Annotated in this window: 15 protein-coding genes and 2 pseudogenes; 10 read left to right on the forward strand and 7 right to left on the reverse strand. The window is 71.2% G+C overall.

From position 1 onward, the window contains the following. Positions 1-92 precede the first annotated feature (92 nt). Positions 93-1,169, reverse strand: a complete 1,077-nt coding sequence (locus ACFZDI_RS05835) for an LLM class flavin-dependent oxidoreductase (RefSeq protein WP_361121587.1) — start codon at positions 1,167-1,169, stop codon at positions 93-95. Positions 1,170-1,233: 64 nt separating this feature from the next. Next, entirely contained in the window at positions 1,234-1,851 is a 618-nt protein-coding gene (locus tag ACFZDI_RS05840; protein WP_391247940.1) for a TIGR03086 family metal-binding protein, read from the reverse strand. A 62-nt stretch (positions 1,852-1,913) separates the two neighbouring features. Between ACFZDI_RS05840 and ACFZDI_RS05845 the strand changes: the two genes are divergently transcribed. Next, the gene (locus ACFZDI_RS05845) at positions 1,914-2,747 is read left to right on the forward strand and encodes a DUF6597 domain-containing transcriptional factor (protein WP_391247942.1); all 834 of its coding nucleotides are present in this window, start codon (positions 1,914-1,916) and stop codon (positions 2,745-2,747) included. Positions 2,748-2,866: 119 nt separating this feature from the next. On the opposite strand, the gene ACFZDI_RS05850 is transcribed toward ACFZDI_RS05845, so the two are convergent. Further along, positions 2,867-3,757 (reverse strand): zinc-binding dehydrogenase, encoded by an 891-nt coding sequence (locus ACFZDI_RS05850; protein WP_391247944.1) that lies wholly within the window; start codon positions 3,755-3,757, stop codon positions 2,867-2,869. 126 nt (positions 3,758-3,883) lie between these two features. Between ACFZDI_RS05850 and ACFZDI_RS05855 the strand changes: the two genes are divergently transcribed. Then, positions 3,884-4,291: a helix-turn-helix domain-containing protein gene (locus ACFZDI_RS05855; RefSeq protein ID WP_234846864.1), complete on the forward strand. Its 408-nt coding sequence runs from the start codon at positions 3,884-3,886 to the stop codon at positions 4,289-4,291. Positions 4,292-4,335: 44 nt separating this feature from the next. Next, positions 4,336-4,671 (forward strand): YnfA family protein, encoded by a 336-nt coding sequence (locus ACFZDI_RS05860; protein WP_234846865.1) that lies wholly within the window; start codon positions 4,336-4,338, stop codon positions 4,669-4,671. A gap of 44 nt (positions 4,672-4,715) precedes the next feature. Here ACFZDI_RS05860 and ACFZDI_RS05865 read toward each other — a convergent pair whose 3' ends face one another. After that, positions 4,716-5,153 carry an ester cyclase gene (locus tag ACFZDI_RS05865; protein ID WP_234846866.1) on the reverse strand — a complete coding sequence of 146 codons (438 nt, stop codon included), beginning with the start codon at positions 5,151-5,153 and terminating at the stop codon, positions 4,716-4,718. A 119-nt stretch (positions 5,154-5,272) separates the two neighbouring features. Here ACFZDI_RS05865 and ACFZDI_RS05870 point away from each other — a divergent pair, with 119 nt between their 5' ends. Then, complete coding sequence (locus ACFZDI_RS05870) at positions 5,273-6,049, forward strand: SDR family NAD(P)-dependent oxidoreductase (RefSeq protein ID WP_234846867.1); 777 nt, start codon at positions 5,273-5,275, stop codon at positions 6,047-6,049. 328 nt (positions 6,050-6,377) lie between these two features. Here the strand turns inward: ACFZDI_RS05870 and ACFZDI_RS05875 are convergent, their stop codons facing one another. Beyond that, complete coding sequence (locus ACFZDI_RS05875; protein WP_391247947.1) at positions 6,378-7,571, reverse strand: RtcB family protein; 1,194 nt, start codon at positions 7,569-7,571, stop codon at positions 6,378-6,380. Between the two features lie 171 nt (positions 7,572-7,742). On the opposite strand from ACFZDI_RS05875, the gene ACFZDI_RS05880 reads away from it, so the two are divergent. From ACFZDI_RS05880 to ACFZDI_RS05890, 3 genes are all read left to right on the forward strand, one after another. Continuing rightward, entirely contained in the window at positions 7,743-8,564 is an 822-nt protein-coding gene (locus ACFZDI_RS05880) for a DUF3558 domain-containing protein (protein ID WP_391247949.1), read from the forward strand. 119 nt (positions 8,565-8,683) lie between these two features. After that, complete coding sequence (locus ACFZDI_RS05885; RefSeq protein WP_391247950.1) at positions 8,684-9,589, forward strand: DUF3558 family protein; 906 nt, start codon at positions 8,684-8,686, stop codon at positions 9,587-9,589. Positions 9,590-9,710: 121 nt separating this feature from the next. Continuing rightward, a complete protein-coding gene (locus tag ACFZDI_RS05890; protein WP_391247952.1) occupies positions 9,711-11,078 on the forward strand; it encodes a DUF2637 domain-containing protein in 1,368 nt (455 codons plus the stop codon). 72 nt (positions 11,079-11,150) lie between these two features. On the opposite strand, the gene lysS is transcribed toward ACFZDI_RS05890, so the two are convergent. Next, a complete protein-coding gene (gene lysS, locus ACFZDI_RS05895) occupies positions 11,151-12,899 on the reverse strand; it encodes a lysine--tRNA ligase (RefSeq protein WP_391247955.1) in 1,749 nt (582 codons plus the stop codon). 149 nt (positions 12,900-13,048) lie between these two features. On the opposite strand from lysS, the gene argS reads away from it, so the two are divergent. Continuing rightward, on the forward strand, positions 13,049-14,806 hold the full coding sequence (gene argS, locus ACFZDI_RS05900) for an arginine--tRNA ligase (protein ID WP_391247957.1): 1,758 nt from the start codon (positions 13,049-13,051) through the stop codon (positions 14,804-14,806). Between the two features lie 65 nt (positions 14,807-14,871). Here argS and ACFZDI_RS05905 read toward each other — a convergent pair whose 3' ends face one another. Further along, on the reverse strand, positions 14,872-16,104 hold the full coding sequence (locus ACFZDI_RS05905; protein WP_391247959.1) for an aminotransferase class I/II-fold pyridoxal phosphate-dependent enzyme: 1,233 nt from the start codon (positions 16,102-16,104) through the stop codon (positions 14,872-14,874). A gap of 86 nt (positions 16,105-16,190) precedes the next feature. Between ACFZDI_RS05905 and ACFZDI_RS05910 the strand changes: the two are divergent. Both ACFZDI_RS05910 and ACFZDI_RS05915 read left to right on the forward strand, forming a co-directional pair. Next, positions 16,191-16,373, forward strand: a pseudogene (locus tag ACFZDI_RS05910) (SAM-dependent methyltransferase); the annotation flags it as partial. Positions 16,374-16,425: 52 nt separating this feature from the next. Then, positions 16,426-16,697: pseudogene (locus tag ACFZDI_RS05915) on the forward strand (hypothetical protein); the annotation flags it as partial. Between the last annotated feature and the right edge of the window lie 12 nt (positions 16,698-16,709).

Here is a 16,709-nt window from a genome sequence, read left to right on the forward strand (position 1 = left end):
CGCCCGGGACCGTATGCGCTGCGCCGGGGCGTCCTTCTTACTCGGCTCTCACCAGGGGCGGGGCGGCCTCGCGGCCGGGCCCCGCCGTCCCCTCACCCTCGGGCCCGGGCGAGGCGGGCCGGGTGCGTCGGGGCGTCCGGGACGTCCGCCGGGCGGTCCACGGCGAACTCCTTGCGCAGCACCGGCACGACCTCCTCGCCGAGCAGGTCGATCTGCTCCAGCACGGTCTTCAGCGGCAGCCCGGCGTGGTCGATCAGGAACAGCTGGCGCTGGTAGTCGCCCGCGTAGTCGCGGAAGGCCAGGGTCTTCTCGATGACCTGCTGCGGGGAGCCCACGGTCAGCGGCGTCTGCTCCATGAAGTCCTCCAGCGACGGGCCGTGCCCGTACACCGGGGCGACGTCGAAGTAGGGGCGGAACTCGCGCACCGCGTCCTGGGCGTTCTTCCGCATGAAGACGTGCCCGCCGAGACCGACGATCGCCTGCTCGGGCGTGCCGTGCCCGTAGTGGGCGTACCGCTCGCGGTACAGCTCGACCATGCGCTTGGTGTGGTCGGCCGGCCAGAAGATGTTGTTGTGGAAGAAGCCGTCGCCGTAGAACGCGGCCTGCTCGGCGATCTCCGGGGAGCGGATCGACCCGTGCCAGACGAACGGCGGTACGCCGTCCAGCGGGCGGGGCGTGGCCGTGAAGCCCTGCAGGGGCGTGCGGAACGTGCCCTCCCAGTCGACGACGTCCTCGCGCCAGAGGCGGTGCAGGAGGGCGTAGTTCTCGACGGCGAGGTTGATGCCCTGCCGGATGTCCTGCCCGAACCAGGGGTAGACCGGGCCGGTGTTCCCGCGGCCCAGCATCAGGTCGACCCGCCCGTCGGCCAGGTGCTGGAGCATCGCGAAGTCCTCGGCGATCTTCACGGGGTCGTTGGTGGTGATCAGGGTCGTCGCCGTGGAGAGGATCAGCCGCTCGGTGCGGGCCGCGACGTAGCCGAGCATCGTGGTGGGGGACGAGGGCACGAACGGCGGGTTGTGGTGCTCACCGGTCGCGAAGACGTCGAGGCCCACCTCCTCGGCCTTCAGCGCGATGGCCACCATGGCCTTGATCCGCTCGCGTTCCGTGGGCGTCCGGCCGGTGGTGGGGTCGGGCGTGACGTCGCCGACGCTGAAGATCCCGAACTGCATGCTCGCTCACCCTCCAGGTTGTTTACTGTTCAACTATACCTGGAGAACGGCGGCCCACGTGCGCCTATTCCCGCGAGGAAGCCTGGGCGGTCCGGCCCCAGGACGGGGCACGGCCGGTCCGCGCCAGCAGCCGCTCGAACGCCGACGCGTCCTCGCCCACCGGCACCGGCTCACCGAACACGCCCATCTTCCGGGCCGTCGACGCCAGCTGGTCCACCGCGCCCGCCAGCTCTGCCACGACCGCCTCGTCGGCACCCGGGTCGTCCTGGCCGGTCGCCCTCGCCAGGTCCCACACGTGCACCGTCAGGTCCAGCAGCGCCATCGAACCGACCAGCCGCGCGGGCATGCCCATGGCGCCGGTGGTGCCCTCCTCGGCACCGGGCGCGGACCAGGCCGCCACCAGTCGGTCCGCCTCCCCCACCAGCCGCTCCCGCCAGTCGGGGCTCTCGGCGACCACGTCGGCCGCCCCCGAGAAGTCCGAGGCCTCCTTCGCGGCCAGCCGCTGGAACTGCACGATCACCTGGAAGAGATGACCGGCCAGGGCCCGCACGTCGTACTCGGCGCAGGGCGTCGGGGCGCCGAGCGCCGCGTCCGGGATGCCCCGCACCACCGGCACCGCCCGCCGACTCGCCAGGGCCAGCAGCTCACCGATGCCGTGGGTCCTCACCGCTTTCGTGTCCATACCCCGACCGTAGGCAGCCCCACAGCCGCCCTTCTTGAAGAAACGCGACGTACGATCCGGCCATGGAGGCACCCCGCCACGACACCCGCGGGATCGTCGACCCGTCCGGGCTGCTGGACCACGTCCGCTTCCGCCGCCACGAGCCCGCCGGGCCGTTGCGCCGGTACGTCGAGTGGTACTGGCTCATCGACTGGGACCTGCCCGCGCCCTACGCCTCCCACGTCGTCCCGCACCCCGCCGTCAACCTCACCTTCCAGTGGGACGAGGACGAGGGCCCGCCGTACGCCGAGGTCACCGGCGTCGCCCTCGGCCTCTACACCAGGAAGCTCACCGGGCGGGGCCGTGTCTGCGGGGCGAAGTTCCGCCCCGGCGGCTTCCGGCCGTACGCCCCGGACGACCCGGTCTCCCGGTGGACGGGCCGCGCGCTGCCCGCCCGGGAGGTGTTCCCGCAGATCACCGATGACACCGCCCGCTCCGTCGTCACCGCCGCCGACGACCGGGACCGGGTGGCCGCCCTGGACGCCTTCCTGCTCTCCCTGCCGTGCGCCCCGGACCCGCAGGCCGACCTCGCGATCGACCTCGTCCGCCGCATCCGCACGGACCGCACCGTGCGCCGCGTCGGCGACCTCGCCCACGAGCAGGGCCTGTCGATGCGGGCCCTGCAACGGCTGTTCGCCGCCTGGGTGGGGGTGAGCCCCAAGTGGGTCGTCCTCCGCTACCGCATCCACGAGGCCCTCGAACAGGCCGGCACCCGCGACGCCGTCGACTGGGCCGCCCTCGCCGCCGACCTCGGCTACGCCGACCAGGCCCACCTGGTACGCGACTTCACGGCGACGGTGGGGGTGCCGCCCACGGCGTACGCGGCGGAGGTCAGGGCCGGACGCGCCGGCCCCTAGGTCGAGTCCCGGAGGCGCTCGACGGGCGGTTCGAGTGGGACGACGCCGCCGAGACGAGCGCGCCACTCGTCGATCCGCCGGCCGTTGTCGAGCCGCCGGTCGAGGAGCCCCGCACCCGGCTAGGGCACGAGCACCAGCCGCCCCCGCACGCCGCCCCCGTCGAGCCGGGCGTGCGCCTTCGCGGCGTCCTCCAGGGCGAACGTCTCGGCCACCCGGGTCGTCAGCACGCCCTCGTCCACCAGCCGCACCAGCTCCGCCAGCCGGGCCCCGTCGGCACTCACCTCGACCGCCCCGGTCCGCACACCCCGGACCGAGGCCGGCTCCGCCTGCGGGATGACGCCGATGTACCGGCCACCGTCCCGCACCCCCGCCAGGGCCGGCTCACCGAGGACCGCGGCGTCCAGCACCGCGTCGAAACCCCCGTCCGTGACGGCACCGCTGACGAAACGCTCCGCTCCCAGCGACCGCACGAACGCCTCGTCGCCCGCACGCGCCAGCCCGGTCACCGCGATCCCCCGGTGCGCCGCCAGCTGGACCGCGTATCCGCCGACCGCCCCCGCCGCGCCCGTCACCAGCAGCGACTCGCCCGGCGCGAGCTCCAGCCGGTCCAGGGCCTGCACAGCGGTCAGCGCGTTCAGCGGCAGCGTCGCCGCCCGGACGGCGTCCACCGTGGCGGGCGCCAGAGCCGCCGCGTCCGTGTCCACGACGACGTACTCGGCGTGGGTGCCCAGCGGCTTGACCATGCCGTAGTCCAGCGCCACCACCTCGTCGCCCACGCGCCACGAACTGGCCACTCCCACCGCGTCCACCGTCCCGGCGACGTCCCAGCCCAGCCCGATCCGCTTGCCCGCGCCGCCGAACACCCCGGACCGCACCCCCGCGTCCACGGGATTCAGGGAGGCGGCCGCCACCTTGATCCGCACCTCACGCGCACCCGGCTCGGGCACCGCGGTCTCCACGACCTCCACAGCCTCCGGCCCACCGAACGAATTCACCACGACAGCACGCACAGCGACGCTCCTCGGATTCTCGGTAACGGGGACGTCCTCCGCCCCGCTGCGGACAACCCTAGGAAGAGTTACTATCCATCAGTAAGTAGTTACCTGCGAGTGCGTATGTACCCCGGAGGTGAGCGTATGCCGACCATGACGGCGGCCCAGCGGCGCGAGCAGGCCCGCATCGAGTACGACGCGTTCCTCAAGAGCTGCCCCACCAACCAGCTCCTGGACCGCATCAGCGACAAGTGGGTCAGCCTCGTCGTCTCCGCCCTCGCCCCGGGTCCCCTGCGCTACAGCGACCTCGGCCGCAAGATCGCCGGCGTCAGCCCCAAGATGCTCACCCAGACCCTGCGCACACTGGAACGCGACGGCCTCCTCACCCGCACCGTCACCCCGTCCGTCCCGGTCCGCGTCGACTACGCGCTCACCCCCCTGGGCCAGAACCTCGCCCTGCTGCTGACCGCCGTGAAGGACTGGGCGGAGAACCACTTCGACGAGGTCGCGCAGGCCCGCGAACGCTACGACGCCGAGGCCGCCGACGCCTGACGCCGACGGCACGGGGCCGGGCCGGGCGTGCGAAGCTGGCCGCCATGTCCGTGCTCCGCTCCGCCGCCCTCTTCGTCCTCGCCGCCCTGCTGGAGATCGGCGGCGCCTGGCTCGTCTGGCAGGGCGTACGCGAGAACAAGGGCTGGCTCTGGGCGGCCGGCGGGGTCCTCGCCCTCGGCGCCTACGGCTTCGTCGCCACGTTCCAGCCCGACGCCCACTTCGGCCGGGTCCTCGCCGCCTACGGCGGGATCTTCGTCGCCGGTTCGATCCTGTGGGGCGTGGTCGCCGACGGCTACCGCCCGGACCGCTGGGACCTCACGGGCGCGCTGGTCTGCCTCGCGGGCATGGCCGTCATCATGTACGCCCCGCGAGGGAACTGACCCGCGTCCCGGGCCCGCGTCCCGGGCCCGCGTCCCGGGCCTGCTCAGAACGGCTCGTCGGGCGGCAGCAGGCCCAACTGCCCCAGGAAGTCCATCTCGTCGAAGTACAGCCGGTAGTCGACGATCCGCCCGTCCTCGACGGTGGCGATGTCCACCCCGCGGATCCGGATCTCCTTCTGCGTCGGCGGCAGCGTCTCCCCGTTGGGCAGCTCCAGCGGCCCGGTGTTCCGCCCGTGGTAGACACCCTCGTCGATGGCCGTGTCACCGGCCTCGTAGGAATGCAGCGGCTGGAACGTCGCCTCGGGAACCGCCTCCGTCATGGTCCGCCAGTACTCGACGATCGCGTCCCGTCCGCGCAGCTCGCCCTCGTCGGGTGTGAAGGCGACCGCGTCCTCGGCGTACAGATCGGCGACGACCTTCAGATCGGCGTGCCCGGTCACCGCGTCGGTGAGCCGGTCCATGACCTCACGTGCCTCACCCATGATCCACCTCCCGGAGAACAGGGGATCACCCAGCCTCATTCTCCCACCACGGACCCCTTCTATCCTGGCCGCACGCCCCGGCGCAGACGCCCGCCGGCCCACCCACCCGAGGAGCTCCCATGGCCACCGCCGCCCCGCCCGCAGCCTCCCGCATCGCCGTCGTCACGGGTGCGAGCAGCGGAATCGGCGCCGCCACGGCCCGGCAACTCGCCGCGGCGGGCTACCGCGTCGTCCTCACCGCGCGCCGCAAGGACCGCATCGAGGCCCTGGCCGAGGAGATCACCAAGGCCGGCCACCAGGCCACGGCCTACCCCCTCGACGTCACCGACCGCGCCGCCGTCGACGAGTTCGCGACCGCCTTCAAGACGATCGGCGTGCTGGTCAACAACGCGGGCGGCGCGCTCGGCGCCGACCCGGTCGCCACCGGCGACCCGGAGGACTGGCGCCGGATGTACGAGACGAACGTCCTCGGCACCCTCAACCTCACCCAGGCCCTGCTGCCCAAGCTGATCGCGAGCGGCGACGGCACGGTCGTGGTCGTCTCCTCCACCGCCGGCCACGGCACCTACGAGGGCGGCGGTGGCTACGTCGCCGCGAAGCACGGCGCCCACGTCCTCGCCGAGACCCTGCGCCTGGAGATCGTCGGACAGCCGGTCCGCGTGATCGAGATCGCCCCCGGCATGGTCAAGACGGACGAGTTCGCCCTGACCCGCTTCGGCGGTGACGAGGAGAAGGCGGCCAAGGTCTACCAGGGCGTCGCCGACCCCCTCACGGCCGACGACGTCGCCGAAACGATCACCTGGGCGATCACCCGCCCCGCCCACGTCAACGTCGACCTCCTGGTCCTGCGCCCCCGAGCCCAGGCGTCGAACACAAAGGTGCACCGGGCGTTGTGAGGCCGCATTCTCACTCACAGGCGTGAACATCGTCGTTCATCCGAACGGCGCTTGAACTGCCGATCCAAGCTCACGTCACATCGTCAAAACGACGGCCCCGGCCGGGACGGGCATCCCGGCCGAGGGCCGACGCGGCCGTGGCGGCCTACCTCTGTCTTGGGAGCGAAACGCCGCTGAGAGGACCATGAGGGCCCCATCCTGCTGAAACTCCACAGCCCAACGGCCGCGACGTAAGTGCTCGGCAGGACCGCGCAAAGCTGCAATCTCCGAAGGTGGCGCCTGCGCACCGGACGAGTACCGGCCGCGGCCTGAACCCGGCCCTTGAGCGTCAGCCCTTCACGCAGACGACCTGCTTCAGCTTCGCCACGACCTCCACGAGATCCCGCTGCTGGTCGATGACCTGCTCGATCGGCTTGTAGGCGGCGGGGATCTCGTCGACCACGCCGGAGTCCTTGCGGCACTCCACGCCCTGGGTCTGCTGCTCCAGGTCCTTCGTGGTGAACCGGCGCTTGGCCGCGTTGCGGCTCATGCGCCGACCCGCGCCGTGCGAGGCCGAGTTGAACGACTTGGCGTTGCCGAGGCCCTTGACGATGTACGAACCCGTGCCCATGGACCCGGGGATGATCCCGTACTCGCCGGAGCCGGCCCGGATCGCGCCCTTGCGGGTCACCAGCAGGTCCATGCCCTCGTAGCGCTCCTCGGCCACGTAGTTGTGGTGCGCGCTGATCTCCGGCTCAAAGGCGGGCTTGGCCTTCTTGAACTCCTTGCGGACCACGTCCTTCAGGAGCGCCATCATGATCGAGCGGTTGTGCTTGGCGTACTCCTGCGCCCAGAACAGGTCGTTGCGGTACGCCGCCATCTGCGGGGTGTCCGCGACGAAGACGGCGAGGTCGCGGTCGACCAGGCCCTGGTTGTGCGGGAGTTTCTGGGCCACGCCGATGTGGTGCTCGGCCAGCTCCTTGCCGATGTTCCGGGAGCCGGAGTGCAGCATCAGCCAGACAGATCCGGTCGTATCCGCGCATACCTCGACAAAATGATTTCCGCCGCCGAGTGTTCCCATCTGCTTCGCGGCACGCTCCTGACGGAACTTGACCGCTTCCGCCACCCCGTCGAACCGCGACCAGAAGTCGTCCCACCCCGCGGTGGCCAGCCCGTGGAACCGCCCCGGATCCACCGGGTCGTCATGCATCCCCCGCCCCACCGGAATCACCTGCTCGATCCTCGACCGCAGCCGGGACAGGTCGCCGGGCAGGTCGTTCGCCGTCAGGGATGTCTTCACCGCCGACATTCCGCAACCGATGTCGACACCCACCGCCGCCGGGCACACCGCGCCCTGCATGGCGATGACCGAACCGACCGTCGCACCCTTGCCGTAGTGCACGTCGGGCATCACGGCCAGGCCCTTGATCCACGGCAGCGTGGCGACGTTCCGGAGCTGCTGGAGCGCGCCCTCCTCGACCGAGGCCGGGTCGGTCCACATCCGGATCGGTACCTTCGCACCCGGTATCTCTACATACGACATAGCGTCCTCAATCCCCCGTAAACGAACAGAAGTCCTCAACAGCAAATACCGGAGCCAAGGTCGACGAAAAGGAAATCGGACCGGCGTCCACGGCAGTGCGTGCGATACACATTGTGTCCATCGCCCGCCGTACGGCGGCAAGCCAATATCCGTGTCGAGAGGAGCCACCACGTGCAACGGAAGGCGTGCGTGCCCGGTATCGCCGTGCTCCTCGCGGCGGTTCTGGCCGGCTGCACCGGCGGCTCGGCCGACGGCGGCCCGACGGACGACACCAACCCCGGCGACACCGGCACGGCCTCACCCGCCGCCGAGCCCGGCCGCTACCGCACCCTGCCCGACCCCTGCGCCGAGGCCGGCGACAGCACGCTCGACGAACTCCTCCCCGGCATCGCGCAGATCAGGGACGAGGAGCAGCGCGAGAAGGCCTATAAGGGTGAGCCGACGACCACCTTCGACACCGACCGGAAGGTCGGCTGCCGCTGGAAGGTGGACTCCCCGGCGGCCACCGACCACCTGCTGATCGACTTCGAGCGGGTCGTCTCCTACGACAACGCCGTCAGTGACGACAGCCAGGCCGAGCAGCTCTTCGCGGAGCGGGAGGCCGCGGCCCACCTGCCCGAGCCGACCGCCACGCAGACGGCGCCCTCGGCCGGCGCCACGGCGAGCGGTTCGGCCGCCTCGTCGAGCGGCTCCCCGGCCCCGTCCGGCTCCTCCTCCTCGCCCTCGGCGTCCCCTTCCGCGACGCCGACCGAGCTGCAGCCCCGGGTCCTGGAGGACCTCGGCGACGAGGCGTTCCTCGACGACGGGCTGAACCGTTCCGGTTCGACGGCCGAGCAGCGGACGGTGACTGTGGCGTTCCGCACGTCCAACGTCATCGTGACCATCGAGTACGCGGAGCAGCCGGCGACCGTCGGAGTCGTCCCGGACAGCAAGGAAATGCAGGACAGGGCGCAGAAACTGGCCTCCCAACTGGCGGAGTCACTGGGCGACTGAGGCCCCTTCACGGCCCCTTCACGGCCCCGCGCAAAGCGCCCGAAGGAAGAACACGCCGCTGCCTCACCGCGTACGGTGACCACTCGGACCCGTTCCGACCGCAGGGAATCACGAGCGTCATGAGTGAAGGAACCATGCAGCGACGAGCACAGCGAGTAGAGCGAGACCAGCGAGCGAAGCGCCTGAGCCGCGTCCTTGTCTGCGCGGCCGCCGTCCCCGTGATGCTGGTCGCCGCCGGCTGCTCCTCGGACTCCGGCTCCGGTGACAGCACGGACAAGGCCGAGGCCGCGGCGTCGGCGTCGGCGTCGGCGAGCCCGTCACCGACCGTGAAGGCGGCGGCGTACGACAAGCTTCCGGAGGCGTGCAAGGCGCTTCCGAAGAAGACGCTGAAGGACCTCGTGCCGGAGAGCAAGTCCGGCAAGGAGGGCAAGTCGGACGACATCTCGACGCGTGCCAGCTGCTCCTGGAACAGCCTCGACAACAACGGCGTCAAGGGTTCGCAGTTCCGCTGGCTGAACGTGTCGATGCTGCGCTTCGAGTCGGACGTCACCCTCGGTCCGGGCGACAAGCTGGCGCAGGAGTACTTCGAGAAGCAGGTCCAGGAGGCCCAGGCCGTCGAAGGCGCGAAGAGCGTCAAGACGGAGCCGGTGACCGGTACGGGTGACCGGGCGACGGCCGTGCACTACGACCTGAAGAAGAAGGAAGGCACCTTCAAGCAGCAGACGGTCGTGGCGCGCGTCGAGAACGTCGTGGTCACGCTCGACTACAACGGCGCCGGCCTGGCCGGGGACAAGACGCCGGACGGCGGTGACCTGCTGAAGGACGCTAAGAAGGCCGTCAAGGAGGCCGTGGAGGCGGTGTCGGCCGCGAACGGCAAGGGCGGCGGCACGGCGGACGGCGCCCCGTCCCAGCCGTCGAAGTCGTCGTCGAAGTCGCCCTCGAAGCCGGCTTCCAAGGAGGCCTCGGACGAGCCCTCGAAGGGCACGTCGGCCTCGCCGTCGAAGAAGCCCGCGGCGAAGAGCTGAGCAGTCCGTGAGCCGTCCGTGAGCAGTCCCTGAGACGTCTCGACGGGAACCGGCCACCCGTTCCCCGTACACATGTGCCACCCTGTTGCGCGCAACAACACGCAAGGGGAGGGGAGTACGGGTGGCCGCGCCACTGCAGCTGACTCGGATGCACCGCGTTCTCATCGGCGTGGTCGTGGCCGGCGCCGTGATCATCGCCGGTATCGGCTTCGCCGGTTCGTACGCGGCGGTCCGCGAGTTGGCCATCAAGAAGGGCTTCGGGAACTTCTCCTACGTCTTCCCGATCGGCATCGACGCGGGCATCTGCGTCCTGCTGGCCCTGGATCTGCTCCTCACCTGGATCAGGATCCCGTTCCCCCTGCTGCGCCAGACGGCGTGGCTGCTGACGGCGGCGACGATCGCCTTCAACGGCGCGGCCGCGTGGCCGGATCCGCTCGGTGTGGGCATGCACGCGGTGATCCCGGTGCTGTTCGTGGTCGCGGTCGAGGCGGCCCGGCACGCGATCGGCCGGATCGCCGACATCACGGCCGACAAGCACATGGAGGGAGTCCGCCTCACCCGCTGGCTCCTCTCCCCGGTCCCCACGTTCCTCCTGTGGCGCCGCATGAAGCTGTGGGAGCTGCGCTCCTACGACCAGGTGATCAAGCTGGAGCAGGAGCGGCTGGTCTACCAGGCCCGGCTGCGGTCCCGCTTCGGACGCGCCTGGCGCCGGAAGGCACCGGTGGAGTCACTGATGCCGCTGCGGCTGGCGAAGTACGGCGTGCCGTTGGCGGAGACGGCCCCGGCTGGCCTGGCCGCGGCGGGCATCGAGCCGGCCCTGCTGCCACCGGCCCCTCAGCAGGCCCTGGACGCGGCGGAGCCGAGGACGCTCGCGGCGGAGCCGAAGGCGCTCGGGGCGGACGCCGCCCTCGCTGCGAACAGCCGTGTCGCCGCGGCGGCACAGGCGGGCGCGGCGGCACCCCGCGGCGGGCGGCGTCCGGAGTTCGACGGCAGCCCCGACGCACAGCAGCCCGGCCCCGCACCGGAACCGGACGAGAGCCCCTGGTTCAACACCCCCCGGGACGTCGAGTACCAGGGCGGCTACGACCCGGCCTACGACCCCGACCAGTACGCCCAGTGGATCGCCGAGCCCCCGCGGGCCGAGCGGTATCCCGAGACCCGGGGGGCCGAGCAGTATCCCGACCGGCCGCAGGAGGGCTTCTCCCCGGAGGACACCGGGAGCTTCCCGATCCCGGTGGTCCCGGGCCGCACCCGTGAACTGGGTGAGGGCGGCGGCACACCCCCCGCCCCGGAGCCGGACGAGGAGGCGTACTACCAGATCTTCCGCGAGTCGATCAAGAGCGGGAACGGAGCACCCACCCCGCGCGGGTTTATCGCCGACGTCGAGGCGACGTACGGCGTCACGCTGGAGGAGGCGGAGTCCAAGCGCATGGTGAATCGCTTCTCCAACCGCCTCAACGCGGAGCTGACGGACGAGCACATCGCCTGACGCGCAACCGGCACACACGGAGAAGGGGCCCTCGGAGAGGGCCCCTTCTCCGTCGTCACGGCGACGGATCCGCTACGCCGCGAGCAGCGCCCGCACCCGGTCCTGCCCCACCGCCAGCAGCAGCGTGGGCAGCCGCGGACCGGTGTCGCGGCCCACCAGCAGGTGGTACAGCAGCGCGAAGAAGGACCGCTGGGCGGTCTTGATCTCCGGCGGCAGTTCCTTCGGCGTGGCGTCGGCGGAGAACCCGGCCTGCACCTTCGGCACGCCGTACACCAGGTGCGTCAGCCCGTCGAGCGACCAGTGGTCGGCCAGCCCGTCCAGCAGCAGCCGCAGCGACGCGCGGCCCTGCTCGTCGAGCGACTTCAGCAGCTCGGCGTCCGGCTCGTCCCGCACGATGGTCCGCTGGTCGGCGGGGACGTGCGTGTTGATCCAGGCCTCGGCCTTGTCGTAGCGCGGGCGCGCCTCGTCGAGGGAGGTCAGCGGCTGCTCGGGGTCGAGCTCGCTGAGGATGCGCAGCGCCTGGTCCTCGTGCCCGGCGGTGATGTCCGCGACGGACGCAAGCGTCCGGTACGGCAGCGGCCGGGGCGTCCGGGGCAGCTCACCGGCCGCGGTGCGCACCGCGCGGGAGTGCGCGGCCACGTCGGCCGGCAGGGCGCTGCCGTCGGCGACCTTGGCGTCCAGCCGGTCCCACTCGTCGTAGAGCCGCTGGATCTCCTGGTCGAAGGCGACCTTGAAGGACTGGTTGGGCCTGCGGCGGGCGTACAGCCAGCGCAGCAGCTGCGGCTCCATGATCTGCAGGGCGTCGGCCGGGGTGGGCACGCCGCCCTTGGAGGAGGACATCTTGGCCATGCCGGAGATCCCGACGAAGGCGTACATCGGCCCGATCGGCTGCTTCCCGCCGAAGATGCCGACGATCTGCCCGCCGACCTGGAACGACGACCCGGGCGAGGAGTGGTCGACACCGGAGGGCTCGAACACGACCCCCTCGTACGCCCAGCGCATCGGCCAGTCGACCTTCCAGACCAGCTTGCCGCGGTTGAACTCCTCCAGCCGGACCGTCTCCGAGAAGCCGCACGCGGTGCAGGCGTACGTCAGCTCGGTGGAGTCGTCGTCGTAGGAGGTGACGGTGGTGAGGTCCTTCTCGCAGTTGCCGCAGTACGGCTTGTACGGGAAGTACCCGGCGGCGGTGGAGCTGCCGTCGTCCTCACCGGCCGCGCCGGAGCCCTCGGCGGCCTCCAGCTCGGCCTCGTCGACCGGCTTCTGGCCCTGCTGCTTCTTGGCCGGGGCCTTCTTCGTGCGGTACTGGTCGAGGATCGCGTCGATGTCGGCGCGGTGCTTGATCGCGTGCAGGATCTGCTCGCGGTACACCCCGGAGGTGTACTGCTCGGTCTGGCTGATGCCGTCGAACTCCACGCCCAGCTCGGCCAGCGACTCGATCATCGCGGCCTTGAAGTGCTCGGCCCAGTTCGGGTGGGGGGAGCCCTTGGGCGCCGGGACGGACGTCAGCGGCTTGCCGATGTGCTCCTGCCAGGCCTCCTCGTCGACCCCGGCGATGCCCTTGGGCACCTTGCGGTACCTGTCGTAGTCGTCCCAGGAGATCAGGTGGCGCACCTGATGGCCCCGGCGGCGGATCTCGTCGGCGACGAGGTGCGGGGTCATGACCTCGCGAAGGTTCCCGAGGTGGATGGGCCCGGACGGGGAGAGCCCGGACGCGACGACGACGGGTTTGCCCGGGGCCCGGCGCTCCGACTCCTCGATGACCTCATCCGCGAAACGGGAGACCCAGTCGGTGGTCTCGGTGCTCTGAGCCACGATCGGCACGTCCTTCTTTCTGCATCGGGCAGCCGGTACGGTCGCACGGCTGACCGCACCATTGTCCCAGACCCCCTCGCGCCCGGAAAAACGGCTTTACCCGCATGGAATACTGGCCGTGTCTATCGATTCCCTCGAGGAGAACGGCACCCTTACCTATGGCCTCGGTCACGTCCCTCAGCGACTCCGTCCACCAGCGCCTCGCGGCGGCCCTGTCGGCGGCTCTGCCGCAGGCCGGCTCCGCGGACCCGCTGCTGCGACGAAGCGACCGGGCCGACTTCCAGGCCAACGGGATCCTGGCCCTCGCGAAGAAGGAGAAGGCCAACCCGCGCGAGCTGGCCACGCAGGTCGTCTCCCGGGTCGAGTCGGGTGAGCTGATCAAGGACGTCGAGGTCTCCGGCCCCGGCTTCCTCAACATCACGGTCACCGACCGCGCGATCACCGAGAACCTCGCCGTGCGGCACGCGGACGGCGAGCGTCTCGGGGTGCCGCTGAAGGAGAACGCGGGCATCACGGTCGTCGACTACGCCCAGCCGAACGTGGCGAAGGAGATGCACGTCGGTCACCTGCGGTCGGCGGTCATCGGCGACGCCCTGCGCGGCATGCTCGACTTCACCGGCGAGAAGACGATCGGCCGGCACCACATCGGCGACTGGGGCACCCAGTTCGGCATGCTCATCCAGTACCTGTTCGAGCACCCCGGCGAGCTGGCGCCCGCGGCCGACGTCGACGGCCAGCAGGCGATGAGCAACCTGAACCGGGTGTACAAGGCGTCGCGTGCGCTCTTCGACGCGGACGAGGAGTTCAAGGAGCGGGCCCGCAAGCGGGTCGTCGCCCTGCAGTCCGGTGACAAGGAGACGCTCGAGCTGTGGCAGCAGTTCGTGGACGAGTCGAAGGTCTACTTCTACTCCGTCTTCGAGAAGCTCGACATGGAGATCCGCGACGAGGAGATCGTCGGCGAGTCCGCCTACAACGAGGGCATGCCCGAGACCGCCCGCCTCCTGGAGGAGACGGGAGTCGCGGTGCGCTCCGAGGGTGCGCTCGTGGTGTTCTTCGACGAGATCCGCGGAAAGGACGACCAGCCGGTCCCGCTGATCGTGCAGAAGGCGGACGGCGGCTTCGGCTACGCGGCCTCCGACCTGACGGCGATCCGCAACCGCGTCTTCGACCTGCGGGCGACGACGCTGCTGTACGTCGTGGACGTACGCCAGTCGCTCCACTTCAAGATGGTCTTCGAAACGGCCCGCCGGGCCGGCTGGCTGAGCGAGCACGTCACCGCGCACAACATGGGCTACGGCACGGTTCTCGGCGCGGACGGCAAGCCGTTCAAAACGCGTGAGGGCGAGACCGTACGGCTGGAGGATCTGCTGGACGAGGCGGTGCAGCGGGCCGCCGAGGTCGTACGGGAGAAGGCGCAGGACCTCACCGAGGAAGAGATCCAGGAGCGGGCCGCGCAGGTCGGCATCGGTGCCGTGAAGTACGCGGACCTTTCGACGTCGCCGAACCGGGACTACAAGTTCGACCTGGACCAGATGGTGTCACTGAACGGCGACACGTCCGTCTACCTCCAGTACGCGTACGCCCGGATCCAGTCGATCCTGCGCAAGGCCGGCGAGACGAAGCCGGTCGCGCACCCGGAGCTCGAACTCGCCCCGGCGGAGCGGGCGCTCGGTCTGCACCTGGACGCCTTCGGCGACACGGTCTTCGAAGCCGCCGCGGAGTACGCCCCGCACAAGCTGGCGGCGTACCTGTACCAGCTGGCGTCCCTGTTCACGACGTTCTACGACAAGTGCCCGGTCCTGAAGGCCGAGACGCAGGAGCAGATCGAGAACCGCCTGTTCCTCTGCGACGTCACGGCCCGCACGCTCCACCGCGGCATGGCCCTGCTGGGCATCCGGACGCCCGAACGACTCTGACGCCGGGTTCTTGTGCAACCGAGCCGAGGGCGGCACTCCCCCAGGGGGTGCCGCCCTCGGTGGTTTCAGCCGGCGGACGTGGCGCTCCCTGCGGGGCCGAGTCCCTTGCCCAGTCGGCGCAGGCCCTCGCCGATCTCCTGCGGTGTCTGCGTCACGAAGCACAGGCGCAGGGTCGTCCGGTCGGGCGGGCCGGCGTAGAAGGGCGCGCCGGGGACGTAGGCGACGTCCTGCCGGACCACCTGCGGCAGCAGGGCCGTCGTGTCGTACGGCTCCGGCAGGCGTGCCCAGAGGAACATGCCGCCCTCGGGCCGGTTCCAGACCGACCCGCCGGGCAGCGCCCCGGCCAGTCCGGCGAGCATCGCGTCGCGGCGTTCGCGGTACACGCCGGCGACGCGGGCGACATGGGCGTCCAGGTCGTTGTCGGCCAGGTACCGGGCCGCGGCGAGCTGGTTGACGGTCGGGGTGTGCAGGTCGGCGGCCTGCTTGGCGACGGCACAGGCGCGCCGCAGCTCCAGGGGCGCCCGCAGCCAGCCCAGCCGCAGCCCGGGCGCCATGACCTTGGAGAAGCTGCCGAGCAGCACGGTCCGGTCCTCGGCGCCCGGGTGGGCGGCGATCCACGGCACGCGCTCGCCGTCGTAGCGCAGTTCGCCGTAGGGGTCGTCCTCGACGATCCACAGTCCGCGCCGGGCGGCGACGGCGGCCACGGCGGCGCGGCGCGCTGCGGGCAGGGTCCGGCCGGTGGGGTTCTGGAAGGTGGGCACGGTGTAGAGCAGCTTGGGCCGCTCGCGTACGACGAGTTCCTCCAGGGCGCCCGGGTCGAGGCCGTGCTCGTCGCCGGGCACGGCCACGATCCGCGCCCCGGCGAAGCCGAACGCCTGGAGGGCCGCCAGATAGCAGGGGTTCTCCACGAGGACGGTGTCCCCGGGTTCGAGGAGCGCGGTGGCCAGGAGCGAGAGGGCCTGCTGGGAGCCGGTGGTGACGAGCAGGTCGTCGGGGCCGGTCGGCAGGCCGCGCGCGGTGGTGCGGGCGGCGAGCGCGTCCCGCAGCGCGGGTTCGCCCTCGGTGGTGGAGTACTGCAGGGCCCGCGCGGGCGCCTCGGCGAGCACGGCTTCGTAGGCGGCGGCGATGCCCTGGGCGTCGAACAGCTCCGGCGCCGGGAGCCCGCCCGCGAAGTTGATCACCTCGGGGCGGGCGGTGACGGCGAGGATGTCGCGTACGGGAGAGCCGCCGACGGCCTGCGCCCGCGCGGCCAGGGGCGGCACGGGAGCGTGGGTGGGCAGGGGCTCGGCGACGGTCATGACACGGCTCCTTCGGCTGCGGTGACGCCTGACGCCCCGCAGCCTAGGCAAGTACGTGCCGTCTACAAGCAGGTTTCCGGGATCCGGACGCCCCGCCAGTCACCCGCGCGGCCGTGGCTCACGCCTTGGCGCCGATCGCCGCGTACACATTGATGCGCGGGTACCTCGACGTCCGGCACAACCGCGACTTCCTCCGGCGGGCGGTGACCACGCTCGTGGGGCAGCACGGCATCCGGCAGTTCCTCGACATCGGCACCGGGCTGCCCACCGGCAGACCCGCGCCGGGTGCGCCTTGCTGCTGTCGATCCTCCTCCGCAGGGGCGCGCCTGGCCGCCCCGTCTCCCCGAGCAGCCGATCTTCTACCCGGTCCTCAACGAGGACTACGCCATCAAGATCGCCCGGGACTGGGACGTCAAGCACGACGGTGCCGGCACGTCACGCGCTTCGAGGTCGACACCGCCTTCCTCACCCGCTACCCGGTCCAGCAGGCAGGTGGCCGCACCATCCTGGAACTGTGGGTCCCGGCCGAGGAACTGGACGAGTTCAACGCCCACATCGTCGGGAGGATCGAGCTGGTCCACGAGTTCCACTGAGGCCGACCCGCC

It is taken from the genome of Streptomyces sp. NPDC007907 (assembly GCF_042959365.1).
Lineage (GTDB): Bacteria > Actinomycetota > Actinomycetes > Streptomycetales > Streptomycetaceae > Streptomyces > Streptomyces indiaensis.